The 21,505-nt window shown below is 74.6% G+C and carries 19 protein-coding genes; 7 read left to right on the top strand and 12 right to left on the bottom strand.

The window, feature by feature from the left end; translation table 11 throughout:
• Positions 1 to 167 precede the first annotated feature (167 nt).
• The 8 genes from ACQKM2_RS28335 to ACQKM2_RS28300 all read right to left on the bottom strand — a co-directional run bounded on the left by ACQKM2_RS28335 (position 168) and on the right by ACQKM2_RS28300 (position 6,774).
• Positions 168 to 608, bottom strand: coding sequence for a Fur family transcriptional regulator (locus tag ACQKM2_RS28335; protein ID WP_427714658.1), 441 nt, complete (start codon positions 606 to 608; stop codon positions 168 to 170).
• A gap of 88 nt (positions 609 to 696) precedes the next feature.
• Entirely contained in the window at positions 697 to 1,581 is an 885-nt protein-coding gene (locus ACQKM2_RS28330; RefSeq protein ID WP_427714657.1) for an SAM-dependent methyltransferase, read from the bottom strand.
• 173 nt (positions 1,582 to 1,754) lie between these two features.
• Entirely contained in the window at positions 1,755 to 2,234 is a 480-nt protein-coding gene (locus tag ACQKM2_RS28325) for a GNAT family N-acetyltransferase (RefSeq protein ID WP_427714655.1), read from the bottom strand.
• 149 nt (positions 2,235 to 2,383) lie between these two features.
• Positions 2,384 to 3,292 carry a M56 family metallopeptidase gene (locus ACQKM2_RS28320; RefSeq protein ID WP_427714654.1) on the bottom strand — a complete coding sequence of 303 codons (909 nt, stop codon included), beginning with the start codon at positions 3,290 to 3,292 and terminating at the stop codon, positions 2,384 to 2,386.
• Entirely contained in the window at positions 3,289 to 3,678 is a 390-nt protein-coding gene (locus tag ACQKM2_RS28315; RefSeq protein ID WP_007267334.1) for a BlaI/MecI/CopY family transcriptional regulator, read from the bottom strand. The genes ACQKM2_RS28320 and ACQKM2_RS28315 overlap by 4 nt, the downstream gene beginning before the upstream one ends.
• A gap of 159 nt (positions 3,679 to 3,837) precedes the next feature.
• The gene (locus tag ACQKM2_RS28310; RefSeq protein WP_427714653.1) at positions 3,838 to 4,119 is read right to left on the bottom strand and encodes a metal-sensitive transcriptional regulator; all 282 of its coding nucleotides are present in this window, start codon (positions 4,117 to 4,119) and stop codon (positions 3,838 to 3,840) included.
• A gap of 10 nt (positions 4,120 to 4,129) precedes the next feature.
• Positions 4,130 to 6,388: a heavy metal translocating P-type ATPase gene (locus ACQKM2_RS28305; protein WP_427714651.1), complete on the bottom strand. Its 2,259-nt coding sequence runs from the start codon at positions 6,386 to 6,388 to the stop codon at positions 4,130 to 4,132.
• Between the two features lie 95 nt (positions 6,389 to 6,483).
• Complete coding sequence (locus tag ACQKM2_RS28300; protein WP_427714649.1) at positions 6,484 to 6,774, bottom strand: heavy-metal-associated domain-containing protein; 291 nt, start codon at positions 6,772 to 6,774, stop codon at positions 6,484 to 6,486.
• 193 nt (positions 6,775 to 6,967) lie between these two features.
• Here ACQKM2_RS28300 and ACQKM2_RS28295 point away from each other — a divergent pair, with 193 nt between their 5' ends.
• The 4 genes from ACQKM2_RS28295 to ACQKM2_RS28280 all read left to right on the top strand — a co-directional run bounded on the left by ACQKM2_RS28295 (position 6,968) and on the right by ACQKM2_RS28280 (position 11,229).
• Positions 6,968 to 7,951, top strand: coding sequence for a hypothetical protein (locus ACQKM2_RS28295; RefSeq protein WP_427714647.1), 984 nt, complete (start codon positions 6,968 to 6,970; stop codon positions 7,949 to 7,951).
• A gap of 65 nt (positions 7,952 to 8,016) precedes the next feature.
• A complete protein-coding gene (locus ACQKM2_RS28290) occupies positions 8,017 to 8,325 on the top strand; it encodes a metal-sensitive transcriptional regulator (protein ID WP_427714646.1) in 309 nt (102 codons plus the stop codon).
• 150 nt (positions 8,326 to 8,475) lie between these two features.
• A complete protein-coding gene (locus tag ACQKM2_RS28285; RefSeq protein ID WP_427714644.1) occupies positions 8,476 to 9,831 on the top strand; it encodes an MFS transporter in 1,356 nt (451 codons plus the stop codon).
• Positions 9,832 to 9,936: 105 nt separating this feature from the next.
• Positions 9,937 to 11,229: an NAD(P)/FAD-dependent oxidoreductase gene (locus tag ACQKM2_RS28280; protein ID WP_427714642.1), complete on the top strand. Its 1,293-nt coding sequence runs from the start codon at positions 9,937 to 9,939 to the stop codon at positions 11,227 to 11,229.
• Between the two features lie 40 nt (positions 11,230 to 11,269).
• Here ACQKM2_RS28280 and ACQKM2_RS28275 read toward each other — a convergent pair whose 3' ends face one another.
• Together ACQKM2_RS28275 and ACQKM2_RS28270 are read right to left on the bottom strand one after the other, a co-directional pair.
• Entirely contained in the window at positions 11,270 to 12,694 is a 1,425-nt protein-coding gene (locus tag ACQKM2_RS28275; protein WP_427714674.1) for an amino acid permease, read from the bottom strand.
• A gap of 213 nt (positions 12,695 to 12,907) precedes the next feature.
• The gene (locus ACQKM2_RS28270; RefSeq protein ID WP_427714641.1) at positions 12,908 to 13,894 is read right to left on the bottom strand and encodes a hypothetical protein; all 987 of its coding nucleotides are present in this window, start codon (positions 13,892 to 13,894) and stop codon (positions 12,908 to 12,910) included.
• A 416-nt stretch (positions 13,895 to 14,310) separates the two neighbouring features.
• Here ACQKM2_RS28270 and ACQKM2_RS28265 point away from each other — a divergent pair, with 416 nt between their 5' ends.
• Genes ACQKM2_RS28265 through ACQKM2_RS28255 form a run of 3 tightly spaced genes read left to right on the top strand, consistent with a single transcriptional unit; the run spans position 14,311 to position 18,331 of the window.
• On the top strand, positions 14,311 to 15,747 hold the full coding sequence (locus ACQKM2_RS28265; protein WP_427714640.1) for an FGGY family carbohydrate kinase: 1,437 nt from the start codon (positions 14,311 to 14,313) through the stop codon (positions 15,745 to 15,747).
• Complete coding sequence (locus ACQKM2_RS28260) at positions 15,744 to 17,153, top strand: FAD-dependent oxidoreductase (protein ID WP_427714638.1); 1,410 nt, start codon at positions 15,744 to 15,746, stop codon at positions 17,151 to 17,153. The genes ACQKM2_RS28265 and ACQKM2_RS28260 overlap by 4 nt, the downstream gene beginning before the upstream one ends.
• A complete protein-coding gene (locus ACQKM2_RS28255) occupies positions 17,150 to 18,331 on the top strand; it encodes an NAD(P)/FAD-dependent oxidoreductase (protein WP_427714637.1) in 1,182 nt (393 codons plus the stop codon). Before ACQKM2_RS28260 ends, ACQKM2_RS28255 begins: the two co-directional genes overlap by 4 nt.
• A gap of 21 nt (positions 18,332 to 18,352) precedes the next feature.
• On the opposite strand, the gene ACQKM2_RS28250 is transcribed toward ACQKM2_RS28255, so the two are convergent.
• Together ACQKM2_RS28250 and ACQKM2_RS28245 are read right to left on the bottom strand one after the other, a co-directional pair.
• Positions 18,353 to 19,486: a hypothetical protein gene (locus ACQKM2_RS28250; protein WP_427714635.1), complete on the bottom strand. Its 1,134-nt coding sequence runs from the start codon at positions 19,484 to 19,486 to the stop codon at positions 18,353 to 18,355.
• Positions 19,487 to 19,490: 4 nt separating this feature from the next.
• Positions 19,491 to 21,215: an FG-GAP repeat domain-containing protein gene (locus ACQKM2_RS28245; protein ID WP_427714634.1), complete on the bottom strand. Its 1,725-nt coding sequence runs from the start codon at positions 21,213 to 21,215 to the stop codon at positions 19,491 to 19,493.
• Between the last annotated feature and the right edge of the window lie 290 nt (positions 21,216 to 21,505).

Raw genomic sequence — 21,505 nt, 5'->3', positions numbered from 1 at the left:
GGGAGGGCTCCCGCCCCCTCGAACGGGATGTGACGGGCGTCACACGGTGCCTCTGAGGTGCGCGACTGCGCTTCCGGGCGGCCCGGACGGGGCTCCGGCGGGGGTGGCGAGGGATCTTGTGCGGGTCAACTGCCCTGCTGCCGAGGGGAGACGGGCGGGGGGGGGCGTCAGTCGCGCGGCGCGGCCAGGCAGTCGGGGCACAGTCCCTTGAAGGTGATCTCGGCGCCCTCGCCCATCCGCCAGGTGCGGATCGCGTCGCCGGCCGGCTCGGGCACCTCCGCCCGCACGTTCTCCACCCGGCCGCAGCGCACGCACAGCGCGTGCTGGTGGGGCGGGCCGGCGATCTCGAACACGGCCGGCAGGCCCGGGCGGTCGAACTTCGACGCCAGCCCGGTCTCCAGGAAGTGCCGCAGCATCTCGTAGACCGCCTGGCTGGTCAGGGTCCCGAGCCGCTCGCGGGCGGCGGCGGTGAGCGACTCGACGTCCATGTGGCCGCCCGCCGACAGGACTTGCAGCACTTCGAGACGCGGCCCGGTGACCCGCAGCCCGACGTCGCGGAGGCGCTGGATCACCGCCTCGCGGCCGGTCGACTCCTCCACGACAGCCATCTCCCCGCCACCATCCGCGATCTGGTCCACTCAAACCTTTGTGGGCATCGTACCTCTTGCCCGGCCTCGCGGAACGGCGGCTCCGGGGTCAGCCGCCGGCCCGGCAGACGAGCAGGACGCTCTCCGTCCGCTCGTCGACGCGGTGGCCCCGGCGGCGTTCCACGCGCAGGCCCGCCCCGTGCAGTTCGGCGGTCAGCCGCTCCGGGTCGACGATCCACTTCCGGGTGGCCGTGACCACCCGCTCGCTGCTCAGCCTGCCCGTGCGGACGGAGTGGTAGGTGATGTGCTCCCGCATGCCGTCCGGGTCGAACTCCTGGCGGGCCACCGTCCACTCCTCCACCCCGTCGAACCGCGGCACCTGGAACGCCCAGGTGCGCGAGGGGTCCTCCACCAGCCCGCGCGGCCGGTGCACCGTGAAGTCCAGGGCGAGCGCGCCGCCCGGCTCCAGGTGCGCGGCGATCTCGCGCAGCAGCCCGGGACGTGCCCCGGGCGGCACCGCGGAGATCATCGCCCCGGCCAGCAGGACCAGCCGGTACCCGCCCCGCAGCCGCAGCCCCGCCAGGTCGGCCCGGGTGGTGGCCAGGCGCTCCGACACCTGCGGCCCGATCCGCCGGCCCCAGGCCCGCAGCCGCTCCAGGCTGTCGGCGTCCCGGTCCACCGCCTCGACGCGGAAGCCCTGGCGGGCGAACGGCACCGCGAGCCGCCCCGCGCCGCAGCCCAGGTCCAGCACCGGGCCGCCGCCGCAGTCCCGCGCGAGGCCCAGGTAGCGGACGATGTCCGCGCTGTGCGGGCCCAGCAGGGCGTCCTGGAGCCAGAGCGAGTCCTCGTCGGCGGGCGCGGCCGACTCCAGGCCGGGCAGGAAGCCGGCGGGGGACGGGATACCGACCGCGCGCACGGCCGGCGCGAGGGGCGCGGACGGGGCGGCCGCGACAGGAGGCAGGGGCGGGGAAAAAACGCCGCTCGGTGTGTGCATCGCTCCTCCAGGGGGTCGCTCGGTCCAGCCGTCCGGGGCGGAGCTCCCGTGCCGCCGGGACCGCGCCGCTGGTGAAATCCTGTCCTGCGCGGCAGGTCCGGGGCCAGAGCGGCGGGCTGCGTGAACACGCGATGGCGTGGATCTGCCACGCCCCGGCGGAGGGCGGGCGGCCGTCAGAGGGAGCGGCCGAGCCTGACCGGGGTGAGCGCACCGAAGCCGTGGTGGGTGAAGAAGGGGAGCGCCGGGGCCTGTTCGACGGGCAGCGTGATCCGCTGGTACGCGGCCCCGTGCGCCCGCATCCGGCCGGTGGCGGCCTCCAGCAGTGCCGTGCCGACGCCCTGCCGCTGCCGGGCCGGGGTCACGCACAGGGCGTAGATCTCGCCCTCGGCGTCGACCGGCACGCCGCCCGAGACGGCGCCCACCACGGTGCCGTCGGTGTCGGCCGCGACCAGCCAGCCCAGCCAGGCGGGAGCTCCGCCGGGAATTTCAATTTCCGCTCGAATGCGGGGCAGGGCGCAATGGTCCGACACCAGCCGGCCGACCCGGATTTCCCCGAGGGCCTCGCCGTAGCCGTCGCGAATCGCTTCGGCGAGGAGCCGGGAAATCGCCGTCGCGTCACCGGGCGCTGCCGTCCGCACGTCAGCCAGCAGCATTCTTTCCGCACCTCTCGCCGTACCGGTCCTGAGCCCGCACGCGCTCAGAATAGCGGGCAATTCGAGTGGCCGGGGGCGACGCGAAATCTACGAATTGGCTTAGTAAATAACCGGGTTGGAGCCGGAGAGAGGAAGAAGGCAATCCGCTGTCAGGACGTCCAACAACACGCCACCACCAGCGGAACGACCGCCGACACCGCCCCTGCCACCGCCAACACCCCGCGCAGCACCGGGCGTCCCGCCCGGCGCGGCCCCAGGATGCGCCGCATCCGCAGCGCCGCCGACGGACCGCCCGCCGCGAACGCCCTGCGCGGCGCCCGCCCCGAGGCCAGCGCGTACAGCGCCGTGGCCAGCGCGTCGCTCGAACAGCCGCGCAGCGCCCGGTCGTCGGCGGCCATCTCCAGCAGCAGCGGCACCGTCCGCCCGCCGATCCGGGCCAGCGGCAGCCGGCGGAACACCGCCGAGTACGCGCCCGCCGCCGCGACCAGCAGGTGGTGGCGGCCGCCGATGTGGGCCCGCTCGTGGGCGAGCGCCGCGGCCAGCTCCTGTTCCGTCAGCACCTCCAGGGCCCCCGAGGACACCACGACCCGCCGCGAACGCCCCGGCAGGCAGTACACCGCCGGGCGCGCGTCCTCCAGTACCGTCGCGCCGAGCCGGGGGTCGTACCGGCCGACGAGCCGCAGCAGTTCGGCGTGCCGGGTGCGGGCCCGGCGCGCCCGCACGAGTTCGCGTACGAAACCGGTGGCCGGTACCGCCAGCACCGCCAGCGCCGACACCGCGGCGAGGGCCTCGCGCGCCGTGGCCGCGGCCAGCCGTCCGGGGGAGGGCGGGGTCAGGGTGAGGACGGCGTCGACGAGCCGGTGGCTGGTCTGCGCCGGCAGCAGCAGCTGCGCCGGCAGCATGGCCGTGGACAGCGCGAAGACGGCGCCGCAGGCGATCCAGGCGGCCAGCCCCAGCCGGGGCACCTGCTGGGCCCAGCGGGCGCGCACCAGCAGGAGCGGCAGCACCAGACCGGTGATCAGGGCGAGTCCGAGGGGCGGCAGTACGTGGTGGTTCACCGGCCGCTCCCGTCGGCCGGACGGTCGGTGCGGGCGGCGCGCAGGGCCTCGTCCAGCGCCTCCACGTCCTCGTGGGACATCCGCTCCACGAACCGCAGCAGCGTGGCCCTGCGGTCCTGGCTGTCGCCGAGCGCGTCCTGCATCAGCGCCGCGGTGTACTCCTCGCGGCTGCGCACCGCCTCGTACATCCAGGCCCGGCCCGATTTCTCGCGGCTCAGCCAGCCCTTGCGGTACAGGATGTCCGCCACGGTCATGACGGTGGTGTAGGCGACCTTGCGGACCCGGTTTATGTCGTCCACGATCTCGCGGACCGAGGCGGGGCGTTCCCACTGCCACACCCGGTCCATGATCTCGGCCTCCAGCTCTCCCAGCCGGCGTACGCGCATCCCTCTCGGACCTCCCCCTCGCGAGCGGCTCATCGTACGGCCCGTCCCGGCGCCGGCGTCATACCCCGGACCGGTACACGGGCGCCGCGACGCCCGCCGCCCCACCACCGGACGGTGCCGGTGGTGGGGCGGCGGGCGCGGGGCCGGGGGAGGGGCCCGTCAGGTGCGGATCAGGCGGGCGATGGCCCTGGTCGCCTCGGCGACCTTGGTCTCCGCCTCGTCCCCGCCCCTGGTGACGGCCTCGGTGACGCAGCAGGCGAGGTGTTCGTCGAGGAGGGTCACGGCGCAGGACCGGAGTGCGGCGTTGATCGCGGAGACCTGGGTGAGCACGTCGACGCAGTAGACGTCCTCGGCGACCATCCGCTGCACGCCGCGGACCTGGCCCTCGATCCGCCGGAGCCGTCTGATGACGTCGTCCTTGTGTTCTGTGTAACCGGCCACGGGGGTCTCCTCAGTCGGTGGCGGCCCGGAAGCCGCGCAGACGCAGGCTGTTGCCGACGACGAAGACCGAGGAGAAGGCCATGGCCGCACCGGCGATCATCGGGTTGAGCAGTCCGGCCGCGGCGAGCGGCAGGGCGGCCACGTTGTAGGCGAAGGCCCAGAACAGGTTCGAGCGGATGGTGCCGAGGGTCTTGCGGGCGAGCCGGATGGCGTCCGCCGCGGCCCGCAGGTCACCGCGTACGAGGGTCAGGTCGCCGGCCTCGATGGCCGCGTCGGTGCCGGTGCCCATGGCCAGGCCCAGGTCGGCCTGGGCGAGCGCGGCCGCGTCGTTGACGCCGTCGCCGACCATCGCGACGCTGCGGCCCTCGGCCTGGAGCCGCTTGACGACGTCGACCTTGTCCTGCGGCATGACCTCGGCGATGACCTCGTCGATGCCCACCTCGCGGGCCACCGTCTCGGCGACGGCCTTGTTGTCGCCGGTCAGCAGGATCGGGGTGAGGCCGAGGGCGCGCAGCCGGCGGATCGCCTCGGCGCTGGTGTCCTTGACCGCGTCCGCGACCTCCAGCACCGCGCGGGCCTCGCCGTCCCAGGCCACCGCGATCGCGGTGCGGCCGGCGGCCTCCGCCTCGGACTTGGCGCGCTCCAGGCCCGCGGGCAGCTCCATCGCCCAGTCGGCGAGCAGCTTGCCGCGGCCGACGAGGACCGCGTGGCCCTCGACGACGCCCTGGACGCCGAGGCCGGGGATGTTCGCGAAGTCCTCCGGGGTGGGCAGGGTGCCGACCCGGGCGGCGGCGCCGGCGGCGACGGCCTGCGCGATGGGGTGTTCGGAGGAGTGCTCCAGCGCTCCGGCGAGGCGCAGCACCTCGGCCTCGCCGGTGCCCTCGGCGGTGTGCACGCGCAGCAGGGTCATCTGGCCGGTGGTGACGGTGCCGGTCTTGTCCAGGACGATGGTGTCGACCTTGCGGGTGCTCTCCAGGACCTCGGGGCCCTTGATGAGGATGCCGAGCTGCGCGCCGCGGCCGGTGCCGACCATGAGGGCGGTCGGGGTGGCCAGGCCCAGGGCGCAGGGGCAGGCGATGATCAGTACGGCGACGGCGGCGGTGAAGGCGGCCGCGAGGCCCGAGCCGGTGCCGAGCCAGAACCCGAGGGTGGCCAGGGCCAGTCCGATGACGACGGGGACGAACACCGCGGAGATCTTGTCGGCGAGCCGCTGGGCGGCCGCCTTGCCGTTCTGGGCGTCCTCGACGAGCCGGGCCATCCGGGCGAGCTGGGTGTCGGAGCCGACCCGGGTGGCCTCGACGACCAGGCGGCCGCCGGCGTTGAGCGTGGCACCGGTGACGGAGTCGCCGACGGAGACCTCCACGGGCACGGACTCTCCGGTGAGCATGGAGGCGTCGACGGCGGAGGAGCCCTCGACGACGGTGCCGTCGGTGGCGATCTTCTCGCCGGGGCGGACCAGGAAGCGGTCCCCGACCTGGAGTTCGGCGGTCGGCACGGTCACCTCGCGGCCGCCGCGCAGCACGGTGACCTCCTTGGCGCCCAGCTCCAGCAGCGCCTTGAGGGCGGCGCCGGCCTTGCGCTTGGACTTGGCCTCGAAGTACCGGCCCGCCAGGATGAAGGCGACGACGCCGGCCGCGGCCTCCAGGTAGATGTTCCCCGCGCCGTCGGTGCGGGCGATGCTGAACTCGAAGGCGTGGGTCATGCCGGGGGTGCCGGCGGTGCCGAAGAACAGGGCCCACAGCGACCACAGGAACGCGGCGATCGTGCCGACCGAGATCAGGGTGTCCATGGTGGCCGCGCCGTGCCTGGCGTTGGTCCAGGCGGCCCGGTGGAAGGGCCAGGCCGCGTACGTGACGACGGGCGCGGTCAGGGTCAGCGAGAGCCACTGCCAGTAGTCGATCTGCAGGGCCGGGGCCATCGCCATCGCGATGACGGGCACCGCGAGCGAGACCGCGGTGACGAGGCGCTGGCGCAGCGGCGCGAGTTCGTCGTGCTCGGGCTGCTCGCCCTCGGGGCCGCCGGCGCCGCCGGTGCGCGGCGGGGCGGGCTCCTGCGCGGTGTAGCCGGTGGCCTCGACGGTGGCGATCAGGTCCGCGACGGAGATGTCGGCGTCGAAGGTGACCTTGGCCTTCTCGGTGGCGTAGTTGACGGTGGCCTCGACGCCGTCCATGCGGTTGAGCTTCTTCTCGATGCGTGCCGCGCACGAGGCGCAGGTCATGCCGCCGATGGCGAGCTCGACCTGGGCGGCGCCGGGAGTGATGGTGGTCATGAGTGCTGCTCCTCGTTCGAGCGCGGGGTGGGGGCCGGGGCCCGGTGGGAAGGACGGGGCCCCGGCGGCCGGGTGGGTCGGGGACGGACCGGGCGTCAGGCCCGGCCGGTCAGCTCGTAGCCGGCGTCGTCGACCGCCGCGGTGATCGCGGCGTCGTCGGGCTCGCCGGCGGTGGTCACGGTGACCAGGCCGCCGTCGACGTCCACGTCGACGGAGACGACCCCGTCGAGCGCGCCGACGGAGGCGGTGATGGCGGTGCGGCAGTGCCCGCAGGACATGCCGGTCACGCGGTAGACGGTGGCGGTGGTGTCGACCACGGCCACGGTGGTGGTCGTCTCGCCGGCGTTCGTACCGCAGGTGCCTTCGGGGGTGCAGCAGGAAGACATGTGTTTCTCCTAGATCGGACCTCAGTCGTGCCGATACCCGCTGGGGGTATCCGGCCTGACTCCAGATATACCCCCCCGAGGTATGCACCGCAAGTGTTCCTCCAGCTTGACTTGATACCCCTGGGGGGTATGGTGAAGTGCATGGAACCGCTGGATGCGGCCGTGTGTACGTACGTCGTAGGGGAGATCAGCCATGAACACCGGAGTGAAGATCACCGTTTTCGCCGCAGCGCTGGCGGCGACCTTCGGCACCGCCTGCGGGGTGGGCGCGGGCGTGGGACCCGTGGGCGCGCCGGCCAAGCCGGCGCACGGGACGCACGCGGCGCAGGCGTCCACCGGGTCCGCCGCGCCGGAGGGCCACGGGGGGCACGACCAGGCGGCGGCCCAGGGTCGGGCGGCCGGTGGGCTCCAGGTCTCGGAGGGCGGCTACACGCTGAGCCTGGACACCCCGAGCATCGCGGCGGGCCCGGGCGAGCTGCGCTTCTCGGTCAAGGACGCGCAGGGCCGCAAGGTCACCGGGTACAAGACCGAGCACGGCAAGGAGCTGCACTTCATCGTGGCCTCGCGCGACCTCACGGTCTACCGCCACCTCCACCCGGTGCGGGCGCAGGACGGCACCTGGTCGGCGCCCGTGGACCTGCCCGCGGCCGGCGCCTACAAGGCCTTCGCCGACTTCGCCCCGGACGCGCCCGGCGCGAAGAACGTCACCCTCGGCGCGGACCTCTCGGTCCCCGGGGCGTACGCACCGGCCCCGATGCCGCCGGCCGTGAACACGGCCGAGGTGGACGGCTACCAGGTGGCCCTGGGCGGGACCCTCGACCCCGGCAAGGCCGGCGAACTCAAGCTCACGGTCAGCAAGGACGGCAAGCCCGTCACCGACCTGGAGCCCTATCTGGGCGCTTACGGCCACCTCGTCGCCCTGCGCGACGGAGACCTCGCCTACCTGCACGTCCACCCCAACGAGGGCGGCCCCGGCCCGGACGTCTCCTTCACCGCCACCGCCCCCAGTGCGGGCACCTACCGGCTCTTCCTGGACTTCCAGCACCAGGGCAAGGTGCGCACGGCGGCCTTCACGGTCAACGCGGGCGGCGGCGCCAAGCCCTCGGCGGCGCCCGCGGCGCCCGCGGCCTCCCCGGCCCCCGCGGCGCCGGAGGAGTCGGGCGACCACTCCCACTGAGCCGCTCGCACCCGGCATACCCCCCGGGGGGTACCAGACGCAAGAACGGGAAGGGATCGACCGCCGTGTCCGCTCACACCGCACTCTCCGCACGCCCCGCCCACCGCACGGACAAGGACGACGTCCTCAAGCGGCTGCGCCGCATCGAGGGCCAGGTGCGCGGCCTCCAGCGCATGGTGGAGGAGGGGACGTACTGCATCGACGTGCTCACCCAGGTCAGCGCCGCCACCAAGGCCCTGCAGTCCTTCGCGCTGACCCTGCTGGAGGACCACCTGCACTCCTGCGTCGCCGACGCCGCCGCCGAGGGCGGCGACCGGGCGCGCGAGAAGGCCGCCGAGGCCTCCCGCGCCGTCGCCCGCATGCTCCGCTCCTGACGTCGAGGGGGCGGGGGCCAGGGGCCGGGCGGTCCGGGCGGGCCGGGCGGTCCGGGCAGAAATATCTTGACGTCAAGATGAATGGAGGGCAGGCTGCCGTGAGGTATCTCGACATCGAGATACTTTTCGCGGGGGAGACGGAGGCCCGCCATGCGGCGGCTCGGCACGGCACGGCGACACGACACGGACCACCAGCAGGCCGCCGGCGGCGGCGGACTGATCGCACAGCTCAGACGGCCGCCCGGCGGCCGGGACGCCCGGATCATGCTGCTCGGCCAGCTCGTCGACCGCACCGGCAGCGGCATCTGGGCCGCCTCCTCGGTGCTCTTCTTCACCTTCGTCGTCGGCCTCGACGCCGGCCGGCTCGGCCTGATGCTCGGCGTCGGCGCGGTGGCCGGCATCGCCGGCTCACCCCTCGCGGGCCACCTCGCCGACCGGCTCCCCGTACGCCGCCTCCTGATCGCCTGTCACCTGCTGCGCCTGGCGACCCTCGGCGCGATGCTCGCGGTCACCCGCTTCGAAGCGCTCCTGCTGATCGTCGCCCTCACCTGCCTCGGCGACCGCGCGGCCAAGACCCTCGAAATGCTCTTCGCGACCCGGGTCGCCGGCGAACGGCGCACCACCTACCAGGCCCTGTCGCGCAGCGCCGCCAACGCCGGGTGCGCCGTCGGCGCGGGCCTCGCCGCCGTCGGCCTCGCCGTCGGCACCCGGGGCGCGTACGAGGTCCTGATCCTCGGGAACGCGCTGTCCTTCCTGGCGGCCGCCGTCCTGGTGTGGCGCACGCGCGAACCCCGCGGCCACGGCCGCCTCGTCGCCCCCGTACCCGGCGACGGCGACGGCGACGGCCCGCCCGGGCCGAAGCCCCCGGCCGCCGGACCCTGGCGGGACCGCGGCTACCTCCGCTTCGTCCTCCTCGACACCGCGATGAACCTCGACGCCTCGCTCCTCGACGTCGGGCTCCCGCTGTGGCTGGTCCACCGCACCGACGCGCCGCACGCCGTCGTCCCCGCCTTCCTCGTGCTCAACACCGTGCTGGTCGTCGCCCTCCAGCTCCCCGTGTCGGCGAAGGTCCGCGCACCCCGCCAGGCGGCGGCCGCCGTCTCCTGGTACGGGCTCTTCCTGCTCGGCGCCTGCGCCCTCCTCGCCCTCACCCCCGAACACGGCCCCTGGACCGCCTCCGCGACGCTGCTGGCCGCGGCCGCCCTGGTCACCGCGGCCGAGCTGGTCCGCTCGGTGTCCTCCTGGGAACTGGCCGTCTCCCTCGCCCCGCGGCAGGCACGCGCCTCCTACCTGGGCGTGGCCGGGATCTCCTCCTCCGCGCAGAAGGCCGTCGGCCCGCCGCTGCTCACCGGCGCCGTCATGGCGGCGGGCCCGCCCGGCTGGCTCGCACTCGGCGCGGGCGTGGCGGCCCTGGCCCTCCTCCAGCGCCGGACCAGCCTGCGCCGACTGGACGCGGTGGCGGCCCGGGGGGTGTCCGGCGGGCGGTCCCGCGGGGTGGGCGGCTGATGGTCATGCCCCGAAGGGAACATTGACAACCACGGGGCTCCCGCGTGCAGTTGAGACCGCACCACTACCACGACCGCACCACACCCCGAAGGGGGCGATCAGCGCATGACCGAGCCCGAGAGCGCGGGAGACGGCTACGACGTCGTCATCAGCGGAGCCAGCCTCGCCGGATGCACCGCCGCGATCCTGCTCGCGCGGCGCGGTGTCCGCGTCGCACTGCTGGAACGACGTTCGGACCCCGAGGCGTACAAGGTGCTGTGCACCCACTCCATGACCGCCAACGCCGCCCCGGTACTGGACGAGCTTGGTCTCCTCCCCGCTCTTGAGAAGGCCGGAGCCGTCCGCAACGAGGCCCGCTGGTACACCCGTTGGGGATGGATCCATCCGAGGCCCGCCCCCGCCGGACCCGCGCTGCCGTACGGGTACAACGTCCGGCGCAGCACCCTCGACCCGCTCATCAGGGCCCGTGCCGCGGAGACCCCAGGCGTCGACCTGCTCCTCGGCCACCAGGTGACCGGGCTGGTCACCGAAGCCGGGCGGACCGTGGGCGTGCGGGCGAGGACCCCCCGGGGCGAGCGGGAGATCCGGGCCCGGCTCGTGGTCGGCGCCGACGGGAAGGACTCGGCCGTGGCCAAGCTCGCCGGGGTGCCCACCCGGAGCCACGAGAATTCGCGGTTCGGGTACATCGCGTACTTCCGCGGCCTGGAGCTGGAAGGGGGGCTGGGCAGGGCCTGGTTCCTGGAGCCCGACATGGCGTACGCGTTCCCCAACGACGACGGGGTGACGGTCGTCGCGGTGCTCCCGGACAAGAAGCGGCTGCCGGCCTTCCGTGAAGACCTGGAGGGCAGCTTCCGCTCCTTCGTCCGCGGCCTGCCCGAGGCGCCGGACCTCGACTCCGCCGAGCGGATCGGCAAGATCATCGGGACCGTCGACTACCCGCTCCTCACCCGCGAGCCGACCGCGCCGGGCCTCGCCCTGATCGGCGACGCCGCCCTGACGGGCGACCCCTTGTGGGGCGTGGGCTGCGGCTGGGCGCTGGAGTCCGGTAGCTGGCTGGCCGGGGCGGTCGCCGCGGCCGCGGCGGGCCGGGGCGACCTCGACCGGTCGCTGGCGGCGTACGCCCGTACGCACCGGCGCCGGCTGCGCGGCCACCAGACGCTGGCCGTCGACTACGCCAAGGCCCGCCCGTTCAACCCCGTGGAGCGGCTGATGTTCGCGGCGGCGGCGCGCGACGAGGCCATGGCGCGCCACATGCACCACTTCGGGTCCCGCCTGATGGGTCCGGCGCGCTTCATGAACCCCGCGGCGCTGGCCAGGGCCGCGGTCATCAACGCCCGCTACCGCGGGACGCCCGCGCCGGCCGCGGGCGCCGCCGCCCCGGGCGGCGGGCGCCGCTGAGGCTGCGTGGCGCCGCCCGCCGCTCCGCGGGACCCGACGGTCAGACGATGCCCTCCGCGATGTCCGCCTGCTCGCGGGCGTTGCCGTAGGCCGACGGGGTCCCGTAGGAGCGCCGGGCGGCGTACCACCAGACGCTGGCGAGGACCAGGACGACCGCCAGGGCGATCACCGCGTAGTTCATCGTGTCGATCGTCACCGGGGACTTCTGCGGCAGGCAGAACAGGACGGTGACCAGGGCCACCCAGCCGACGGCGACCCAGCCGACCGGCTTGCCCCAGCGGCCGAGGCTCCACGGCCCGGGCTGGAACCGGTCCCCGGCCCGCAGCCGCAGGTAGATCGGGATGGCGTAGGCCGGGGTGATGCCGATGACGTTGATGGCGGTCACGGCCCCGTAGGCGGTGGCGGACCAGAGCGAGGGCAGCGCGAGGACGGCGGCGGCCGCGACCGAGAGCCACACGGCCGGGACGGGGGTCTGGGTGCGGCCGCTCACCTTGCGCCACAGGGAGGAGCCGGGGAGGGCGTTGTCCCGGCTGAAGGCGAAGACCATCCGGCTCGCCGCGGCGACCTCGGCGTTGCCGCAGAAGATCTGCGCGACGATCACGACGAGCAGCAGGGCGGTGGCGCCGCCGGAGCCGAGGGCGTCGAGGAAGATCTGGGCGGGCGGCACACCGGTTTCGCTGCCCTGGACGGCCGCGTAGTCCTGGATGGCGAAGGTGAGCCCGGCCAACAGCGCGAACCCGGCGATCCAGGAGGCCCAGATGGCCCGGACGATCCCCTTGGCGGCGGAGACGGAGGCGTTGGAGGTCTCCTCCGAGAGGTGCGCGGAGGCGTCGTAGCCGGAGAAGGTGTACTGCGCGAGCAGCAGGCCGATCGCCGCCACGTAGAGCGGGTTGGCCCAGCCGGTGTCGTTGACGAACTCCGTGAAGACGAACGAGACCGACTGGTGGCGGTCGGGTACGAAGGCCAGGGCGCCGACGATCACGGCGACGCCGGCCAGGTGCCACCAGACGCTGATGGAGTTGAGCACGCTGACGAGCCGGACGCCGAACAGGTTGAGCACGGCGTGCAGCAGCAGGATGGCCAGGAAGATCAGGAACGTCGAGCCGGGGGTGGGCACGAAGCCGAACTGGAGGTTCAGGAAGGCACCGGTGAACAGGGCGGCGCCGTAGTCGATGCCGGCGATGGCGCCGAGCAGGCCGAGCAGGTTGAGCCAGCCCGTGTACCAGCCCCAGCGGCGTCCGCCGAGCCGGTCGGCCATGTAGTAGAGCGCACCGGAGGTGGGGTAGGCGCTGGTCACCTCGGCCAGGGCGAGCCCCACGCACAGGACGAAGAGGCCGACGCCGGCCCAGCCCCACAGCATCACGGACGGGCCGCCGGTACCGAGGCCGAAGCCGTACAGGGTCATGCAGCCGGACAGCACGGATATGACCGAGAAGCTGATGGCGAAGTTGCCGAAGCCGCCCATCCGGCGGGCGAGTACGGGCTGGTAGCCCAGTTCTCTGAGCCGCTCCTCCTCGTCCTGGTGGGGCGGGGCCTTGTGGTCCGGGCGGACTGCCGGCGTGGTGCGCGACACGGGGGTACCTCCGAGGGGGGTTGGAGCAGGGGACGGGGGATACGGAGCGGGGGAAAGCGGGGGTGGGAAAGCGGGGGTGGGAAAGAGGGGTGGAGGTGCGGGAGGTCAGTCCCGGCCGGCCAGGCTGCGGGACCTGGCGCGCAGGAACACCTCCTCGGCGAGCGCCGGGTCGGCGGGGTCGCGGGTCCGCTGGGCCCAGGGCAGGGTGGTCCAGTACCCGCCCATCGCGTCGAAGACCCGGGCCGCGTCCTCGAACCGGTGTGCTCCCCACAGGGCGTGCGCGAGGTGGTTCAGGTCGAGCGGGGAGGCCTGCGCCGGTTCGGCGTACGCGAACCAGGCGTCCAGGGCGTGGACGGCGTCGCGGATGGCGTCCTCCGCGACCCAGTGCAGGTCGAGGGCGCGTTCCTGGCCGCCTTCGCGGCGGTAGCGCTCGACGTGGACGTAGAGCGGCAGCAGGTGCACCGGGGACCCGGGCGGGGCCGCGGCGACGGCCCAGCGGGCGAAGTTGACGGCCTCGGAACTCGGACGCGGCCCGGGCGCGCCCGCGTGTACGAACTGGAGCATCCGGTGGTAGGCCTCGCGGTTGTGCGGGTCCCGCTCGTCGGCCTGCGCCAGGATGCCCCACGGCCCGGGAGGCAGCATCGGGCCGGGCGGCGGCAGCCGGTGCTCGTCCATCCGGCGTTCCTCGTCGAGGAGGGCCAGGGCGAGCAGGCAGACCCAGGGCACGGGGTCGCCTGGGCTGAGGCCGGCGGTGGTCCGGCAGGACTGCCAGGCCTCCTGCCACAGTTCGTGCGTACGGGGATGGCCCGCGCGGTGGGCGCGGACGGCGCGTTCCACGGCCACCCGGGTGTGCATCACGGTCGCCGCCATGCTGGTGGGCTGCTCGCTCCGCCAGGCCTGGACCACGTCGGAGCCGGCCGCGACGGCGGCGAGGACCTGGGTGCGCTGGGTCCACAGCCCCCAGCCGTCCGTGCGCTCCAGCAGCCGCGCCATCGACAGCCAGCGGCCGGTGCGCAGGTCCTGTACGGCGGCGCGCAGGTCGTTGTCGAGGCCGGCGGGGTGGTAGACGGGCCGGAAATCGCCGCCGGCCATCACCCGGTCCCGGGCGACGTGCGGCCGGAACCGGCTCGTACTGCGGTCATCGTGGTCATCGGTCCTCGGATCGCATGGAGGGACGGGTCGGTCCGTCTGGCGTCCGATCGCCGCACCGGCGGAGTCGGGCCAGCCCCAGGGATGCGTGAACCATGCGCGAACTGTTCGGCGGACCCCCGCAGTTGAGCCACGGGCGGCCCCGTTACCGCCCGTTGATCGGCGATCACTATAGAGCGGGTGCGGCGGATCTCACCCGGAAACTTTTTCGATCGCAAGTTTCAAGCCACTTCAGGGATGTGATTGTCCGTCAGTCGAGACGGGGGAGGCCCTGAAGGATCTTGACGGGCGTCCGGAGCTGGTGGAGGCTTCCGACCGGCGGACCCGCCGGCACGTGAACGGAACGGAGCGGAGTGGTGATGACGGGCCCGGTGCTCGCAGTGGACCAAGGCACCTCGGGAACCAAGGCCCTCGTCCTGTGCCCCGACCGCGGGGTCATCGGCTCGGCCTCCGCTCCCGTACGCCCCCGCCACCTGCCCGACGGCCGCGTGGAGGTGGACCCGGCCGAACTGCTGGGCTCCGTCGTCGACGCCGGACGCGCCGCGCTGGCCGCGGCCGGCGAGCCGGTGGCGGCCGTGGGCCTGGCCAACCAGGGCGAGACCGTACTCGCCTGGGACCCGGCGAACGGCGAGCCGCTCACCGACGCCATCGTCTGGCAGGACCGGCGCGCCGCCGACCTGTGCACCGAACTCGCCCCGCACGCCGCGATGCTGCACGAACGCACCGGGCTGCCGCTCGACCCCTACTTCGCCGCGCCCAAGATGGCCTGGATACGCCGCCACCTGACGCGCCGCGGCGTGGTCACCACCAGCGACGCCTGGCTGGTGCACCGCCTCACCGGCGCGTTCGTCACCGACGCCGCGACCGCCGGCCGCACCCAACTCCTCGACCTCGACACCGTCGGCTGGTCCGAGGAGGCCCTCGGGGCCTTCGGCCTCACGGGCGAGCCGCTGCCGCAGATCGTCGACGCGGACGCCCGCGTCGGCACCACCACCGCCTTCGGCCCCGAACTGCCGCTGACCGGGCTGCTCGTCGACCAGCAGGCCGCCCTGCTCGCCCAGAGCGTCACCACCCCCGGCACCGCCAAGTGCACCTACGGCACCGGCGCGTTCCTGCTCGCCCAGACCGGCCCCCGGCCGCGCCGCAGCTCCACCGGACTCGTCGGCTGCGTGGCCTGGCGGATCGGCGGCCGCACCAGCTACTGCCTCGACGGCCAGGTGTACACGGCCGCCTCCGCCGTGCGCTGGCTCACCGACCTCGGCGTGATCTCCGGCGCCGAGGACCTCGACACCGTCGGCGCGGGCGTCCCCGACTCCGGCGGCGTCACCTTCGTCCCCGCCCTCGCCGGACTCGCCGCCCCCTGGTGGCGGGGCGACCTGCGCGGCTCCGTCACCGGCCTCGGCCTCGGCACCACCGCCGGGCACCTCGTGCACGCCCTGTGCGACGGCATCGCCGCCCAGGTCGCCGAACTCGCCGACGCCGCGGCCGCCGACCTCGGCACCCCGCTCACCGCCCTCCGCGTCGACGGCGGCCTCACCCGGTCCGCCCTGCTCATGCAGGCCCAGGCCGACCTGCTCCGGATACCGGTGGAGGTGTCGGCACTGCCCGACGCCACCGCCCTCGGCGTCGGCGCGGTCGCCCGCCTCGGCCTCGACCCCTCCCTCACCGTCCGCGAGGCCGTCCCGGAGTGGAAGCCGTCCGCCGTCTACGAACCCAGGGCCGGCGCCGACGAAGCCGCCGAACGCCGCGCCCGCTTCCGCACGGCGGTCGCCGCCCTGCTCGACGGCCCCGCGTGAGCGTCACCACCCGCGGCGCCCTGCCCGCCGCCGCGTACGACGTCACCGTCATCGGCGCCGGCGTGGTCGGCTCGGCCATCGCCCGCGAACTGGCCCGGCTCCCGCTGCGGATCGCCCTGCTCGACGCCCGCGACGACGTCGGCGACGGCACCTCCAAGGCCAACACCGCCATCCTGCACACCGGCTTCGACGCCGTCCCCGGCTCCCTTGAGTCCCGGCTCGTCCGCGACGGCAGCCGGCGGCTCGCCGCGTACGCCGCCGAGAACGGCATCCCCGTCGAGCCGCTCGGCGCGCTCCTGGTGGCCTGGGACGCGGAGCAGCACGCGGCGCTCCCCCCACTCGCCGCCAAGGCGGAGCGCAACGGCTACCGCGAAGCCCGCGTCATCCCCGCCGAGGAGGTCCGGGCCCGCGAGCCGCACCTCGGCCCCGGGGTGCTCGGGGCCCTCGACGTACCCGGCGAGTCGATCATCTGCCCCTGGACCACGACCCTCGCCTACGCCACCCAGGCCGTCCGCGCGGGAGTCGACCTGCACCTCAACTGCACGGTCCAGGAGGTCCAGGAGGCCACGTCCGGCGAGCCGGACCACCTCCTGGCCACCGGGCGCGGGCAGCTGCGCACCCGCCACCTGGTCAACGCGGCCGGCCTGTACGCCGACGGGATCGACCGGATGCTCGGCCACGACGACTTCACCGTGACGCCCCGGCGCGGTCAGCTGATCGTCTTCGACGAGCTCGCACGGGACCTCGTACGCCACATCCTGCTGCCGGTGCCGACCGCGCTCGGCAAGGGGGTACTGGTCACGCCGACCGTCCACGGCAAGGTCATGCTGGGCCCCACCGCCGAGGACCTCGACGACAAGACCGCCACCGGATCGACCGCCGAGGGCATCGCCCTGCTCCGCGAAAAGGGCCGGCGGATCCTGCCCGCCCTCCTCGACGAGGAGGTCACCGCCGTGTACGCGGGACTGCGGGCCGCCACCGGATCCGAGGACTACGCGATCCGCGCCCACCCCGCCCAGCGGTACGTCACCGCGGGCGGCATCCGCTCGACGGGCCTGACGGCCTCGATGGCGATCGCCTCCCACGTGGTGGACCTGCTCGCGGAGGGCGGCCTGCCGGTGACCGGGGCACGGGACCTCGAACCGGTCCGGATGCCCAACCTGGGCGAGGCGTTCCCCCGCCCCTACCGCGACGCCGAGCTGATCGCGGCGGACCCCGAGTACGGCCGGATCGTCTGCCACTGCGAGCGCGTGACCCGCGGGGAGATCCGCGACGCGCTCGCCTCGACCGTCCCGCCCGGCTCGCTCGACGGCCTGCGCAGACGCACCCGCGCCCGGGCCGGCCGCTGCCAGGGCTTCCACTGCGGGGCCGCGGTCCGCGCCCTGTTCGAAACGGGGTCCGGATGACGAACCGCACCGTCGACGTACTGGTCATCGGAGCGGGCCCGGCCGGCCTCGCCCTCGCCGCCCGCACCGCGCGCGCGGGCGCCGGCCGGGTCGAGGTCCTCGAACGCGACGAGGAGCCCGGCGGCGTACCCCGCCACTGCCACCACGGCGGCTTCGGCAGCCCCCCGCTGCCCTGGCTGCACGGCCCGGAGTACGCACGCCGTGCGGTCGCGGCGGCCCTGGACGCGGGAGCCGCCCTCCGCACCGGCGTCTCCGCCACCGGCTGGGCGGGACCGCTGACCCTGGAGACCACGAGCCCCGCCGGGCTGGAACGGATCACCGCCCGGGCCGTCGTCCTCGCCACCGGCGCCCGGGAACGCCCCCGCAGCGCCCGCCTCGTCCCCGGAACCCGCCCGGCGGGCGTCCTCACCACCGGCGAACTCCAGCGGTCGGTGCACCCGGTGGGCCGCCGCGCCGTGTTCGTCGGAGCCGAACCGGTGGCCCGCCACGCGGCACGCCTCCTCCACCGCTCGGGCACGCGGGTGGCGGCGATGCTCACCGAACACCCGCGCGGCACCGCCCTCCCCGGGGTCCCCCTCCTCACCCGGACCACGGTGACCGCCCTCCACGGCCGGGGCCGCCTCACGGGCGTCGCCGTACGCCACCAGGACGGCCGGTCGGGGGTCATCGCCTGCGACACGGTGGTGTTCACCGGCGACTGGATCCCCGATCACGAACTGGCCCGCCGCGGCGGCATCACCCTGGACCCGGGCACCCGGGGCCCCTCGGTGGACCCCGCGTTCCGCACCACCACCCCGGGGGTGTTCGCCGTCGGCAACGCCCTCCACGGCGCCGAACCCGCCGCCACCGCAGCGGCCGAGGGCACCGCCGCGGCCCCCGCCGTCCTCGCCCACCTCACCGGCACCCCCTGGCCCACCCCCGGCCCGGCCCTCCAGGTCCGGGCCCCACTGTCCTGGCTCACCCCGAACCACCTCACGGACCCCGCCGCCGGGCCCCTGCTCCTCCGCGCCGCCGGCCCGCTGACCGCCCCCTCGATCCGAGCCCACCAGGACGGCCACCTCCTCTGGCACCACCACTTCCCGACCCGCCTGGCCCCCCACCGCTCCCTCCGCCTCCCGCCGGGGTGGACGACCCGGGTCGACCGGGAAGGCGGCCCGGTGATCCTGTCCGTCTCGTGAAGAGCGGCGGGCAGTCCCCCGTCACGGGTGTTCGGCGCCGCCCGTCCGTGCTTCGCGGCGGTCGTCGGCGGGCGGGTGCCCCGCCCGCAGTTCCCGCCGCAGCGCGCGCAGTGCGGTGCGTTCCTCCGCGCGGCGCCGCAGCCGGGCGCGCCACCGCTTGCGCGTGATGAAGAGGACGAGGCCCAGGCCGAGGAAGGCGCCGGCGGTGAGGGTGGCGATGAGCCAGGGGAAGTAGGACAGCCGGACCGTGCCGCTCTCCACGGTCTTCGTCGCGCCGCCGGGAACCGTCGCGGTCACCGACGCCGTGACCGCGCGGCGGCCGAGGGCCGGGAGGCCGGACAGGCGGCCGGTGATGGTGGCGCTGCCACCGGGGATCACGTAGATCCCCGTGGGGGTGAGCGGGACGGTACGCGCGGCACCGCCGCCCGTGACCTTCAGCGTTCCCGCGAAGGTGTAGAGGACGTTGCCCGTGTTGCGTACGGTCACGGTGAACTCCTCGTCGCCGCCGCCGACGGGCCGGTGCTCCAGTTCCGTGAGGGAGACCCGGAGGTCGGCGGTGCCGGGGACGGTGAGCTGGACGAGCCGGGCGATGCGGGTCTCGGTGTTCACCGTGCCGCTGACCGCGGGGGTGCGCAGCGCGGTGACCAGGCTGCCGAGGTAGCTGCCCGGCGGGGTGCCGTCGGGGACCGCGAGGGAGAAGCGGACCGTGGCGTTGCCCTTCGGCTGCACGGTGACGGTGGCCTCGGAGTCGAGCTTCAGCCAGGCCCCGACCCCCCGCATCTGCCCGCCTTCCTGCGCGGGGGCCAGGCCGCCGCCGGCCGCGTTGGCGACGTCGGCGCCGTAGACGTGGAAGGTCCGGGCCTCGTCGCTCTCGTTGTAGATGACCGCGGAATCCTCGATCCGGGCGCCGGCCTTCAGCGCGTACCCGAAGTGCCCGCCGGTCAGAGTCGTCAGACCGTAGAGCCCGGCCTTCACGCCGAACGGCGCGCCCGCGGCGGACTCCGGCGGGGCCGGCGACGGTGCGGGGGCCGGCGATGCCTGCGCGCCCGGCGCCGACGCGAGCACGAGGCCGGCGAGAAGGATGCTCCACAGGGCGCGGAACGGTGCCCGGCGGGTGGCGGTGGCGCCGCCCCGGGCGCGCAGACGGCTGTTCACCGGATCAGCCGGTGATCGTGTACTGGAGGGTGCCGCTGTAGGAGCCGGGGACCGTCTGCGCGGGGATGTTCCACTGCGCCGTCGACCCGTCGTGGGTGAAGACACCGCGGGTGCCGCCGTCGCCGGTCGCCATCGTCACGGCAGGGGAGAGGCTGGTGCCGGGCTGCGGATCGGCGCCCTCGGGGAAGTGGCCGCCGGGGCCGGGCTTGGCGGTGCCCGTCCACTCGCCGCCGGTTCCGCCCAGGTGTCCGCCGGTCGTGATCCTCAGGTTGTTCCACCCGATGGTGTCCGTGCCGCTGACCAGGTCGGTGGTGGCGACGGTCACCGACCAGGGGGCGGTGGTGGAGAGGGTGTTGGTGTACTTGAAGGTGCCGAGTCCGGCCGCGCCGCTGACGGTGCCGGGTGTCAGCCTGTCGAAGTTGACGGCCGGCAGGTTCACCTCCATCGACAGGACACCGGGCGCCTTGGCGACCTGGACCGACATCGACTGGGCGGTCCGGTTCGGCTTCGAGGTGTTCAGCAGCACCTGTGCCGCGACACCCGCGGCGGTGGACGAGGCCGCCAGGTCGGGCCGGCCGTCGCCGTTCAGGTCTCCGACGGCGTACGCGCCGTTCGCGCCGGCCTTCGTGTCGTAGAGCGCGCCGGCGTTGCGGAAGGTGCCGGTGCCGTCGCCGAGGAGGACGGTGGGCTGGTTGTCGGGGCCGTTGTCGGTGACCAGGTCCGGCTTGCCGTCCGTGTTGACGTCGGTGATGGCCACGCCGTCGAGAGCGGTGCCGCCGACCGGGTAGGTGACCGGGGCGCCGAAGGCTCCGGCGCCGTCGCCGAGGAAGACGGTGATCGTCCGGTCGGTGTGCGCGACGGCCACGTCCTGCTTGCCGTCGCCGTTCACGTCGCCGAGGGCGATGGCGCGCCCGAGGAAGACGCCGTCGGCGAAGCGGGTGGCCGGGCCGAGACGGCCCTTGCCGTCACCGAGGAGGACGGAGATGTCGGACGTACCCGCGTTCACGGTGACCACGTCGGGCTTGCCGTCGCCGTTCACGTCCCCGGCCTTCAGGCCGGCGGGGCGCAGCTGCGCGGCGGAGTAGCTGCTGGGCCGGCCGCCGCCCACGTAGTAGTTGGTCGCGGTGCCCAGCGCGCCGGTGCCGTCGTTGGTCCACACCGAGACGTTGTCGCCGTTGCCGTTGGCGGTCAGGACGTCGGGCCTGGCGTCACCGTTCATGTCGGCGACCGTGATGTCCATGGGGAACATGGCGTTCGTCGACGGGTTGACCAGCGTCGGCGCGGAGTAGGAGGTGGCCGGGGCGAAGCCGCCCTTGCCGTCGCCGAGCAGCTCGACGATGCTGCCCATGCTTTCCGTGCCGTGCTGCGTGGGCTGCTTGGTCAGGGCCGCGGCGACGACCGCGTCCAGCCGGCCGTCGCCGTTGAGGTCGGCGAGCGCGACCGCCGTCGGGAAGGTGCCGGTGTCGAGCCCGAAGGAGGCACCGGGGCCGAAGCCGCCCTTGCCGTCGCCGAGCGCGGCCACCAGGGTGTTCGACCCCTTGACCGCGGTGACGAGGTCGGCCTTGCCGTCGCCGTTCAGGTCGCCCAGCGCCGGGGCGGTGCCCTTCCCGGAGCCCGCGGGCAGCGGGACGGCGGTCGCCCCGCCGAAGGAGACGCCGGGATCCGGTGCGGCCTGGGCGGCCGGCGCCAGACACAGCCCGGCCACGAGTGCGGCTGCGGAGCCGAGCACGAGCCCGGCTCTGCGTGGTGTGGAAGTCTTCAACGTACCCGCCCCTTGGGGATGTTGCGGCACGCCGACAGCAGGAGTCGGCCTGCGGCGGTGTGATGGAGAGTCAGACGCAGTCAACACCGCCGCGCCGGTCGAGGTCATCGGACGTCCCACCAGTTCCGGGGCTGCCCCGCGGGCGTGACCTGGTGATTCCTACGACCGTCCGCCGGCCCCTCCGGCCCCTCCGGCCCCGCCGGCCCCTCCGGCCCCTCCGGCCCCTCCGGCCCCTCCGGCCCCTCCGGCCCCTCCGG

It is taken from the genome of Streptomyces sp. NPDC004126, assembly GCF_050275515.1.
GTDB lineage: Bacteria > Actinomycetota > Actinomycetes > Streptomycetales > Streptomycetaceae > Streptomyces.
This window is presented reverse-complemented; position numbering and strand designations above follow the sequence as displayed.